The sequence below is a fragment of the Citrobacter sp. Cu233 genome (genome assembly GCF_030332225.1).
GTDB lineage: Bacteria > Pseudomonadota > Gammaproteobacteria > Enterobacterales > Enterobacteriaceae > Citrobacter.
The window spans coordinates 1-353 of sequence record NZ_JAOWIF010000027.1; the positions used below are offsets into that span (position 1 = coordinate 1).

General features: G+C 52.7%; 1 pseudogene. It reads right to left on the reverse strand.

Annotation, left to right across the window (positions count from 1 at the left end):
- Positions 1-353: pseudogene (locus tag OGX95_RS00780) on the reverse strand (phage tail fiber protein); the annotation flags it as partial.

Below are 353 nucleotides of genomic sequence, written 5' to 3' on the forward strand. Positions count from 1 at the left end.
GTCGTGTTTCTGGAATGCCATAGTCGTGACCAGCCTTTCCACTGCTCATAAGACGTTTTATCCGATCGCTTTGAGTTCAGATAATATTCATTATCAGAACCCCAGCTACTGGCCAGCGCTGTTCCAATATTGTCTGCTGTTGACGGGAAGAAATTGACGGTACTGTACTTTGCCGGAGCATCCCAGGGACCGATGTTGATCGTATCTCCCCAACTGAACATGGCGAAGTCCCGTCTGGATGTAAACGCGGCATACCAGCTACCGCCGCTACCGTCTGTTAACTGTCGGTTTGTCGTGGCAGACAGACTCTGGCGGGCTGACTCGGGACTGTTGCCCCCCGTACCACCCTGAGT